Origin of the sequence: Pseudomonas tremae (genome assembly GCF_001401155.1) — a bacterium.
Classification (GTDB): Bacteria; Pseudomonadota; Gammaproteobacteria; order Pseudomonadales; family Pseudomonadaceae; genus Aquipseudomonas; species Aquipseudomonas tremae.
The window spans coordinates 1-331 of sequence record NZ_LJRO01000035.1 but is presented as its reverse complement, the minus strand read 5'-3'; the positions used below and the strand labels follow the sequence as shown (position 1 = coordinate 331).

Genomic DNA, 331 nt, shown 5'->3' with positions numbered 1-331 from the left:
AGAATGGTCTGCCCGGGTTTGCTCATTGACAGGATTCCGTGGAGATCGAAAAACGCATCTTACTCCACGTACACAGGGGAATGGTTCAAGCGCAGTCGATCAGATCCGGCACGAGGCTGCATAACCGAAGGTGCGCTCCTCATCCGGCGTTTCGATCCACACCAGGGTTTGTTCAAAACTGATCGGTGGACTGTAGAAATAACCCTGCACCATCGTGCACCCAAGGCTGGTCAGTGCATTCAGCTCATCCTGCGTCTCGACGCCTTCAATCACGCAGCCAAGAGACATGTCCAGACTCAAGGCAACCAGCGATTTCACGATCTTGTAACTC

Annotated in this window: 1 protein-coding gene; it reads right to left on the bottom strand. The window is 53.2% G+C overall.

The window, feature by feature from the left end; genetic code table 11:
- Positions 1 to 99 precede the first annotated feature (99 nt).
- The coding region (locus ALO43_RS02300; RefSeq protein ID WP_157062259.1) for an EAL domain-containing protein at positions 100 to 331 on the bottom strand (232 nt) is incomplete at its 5' end.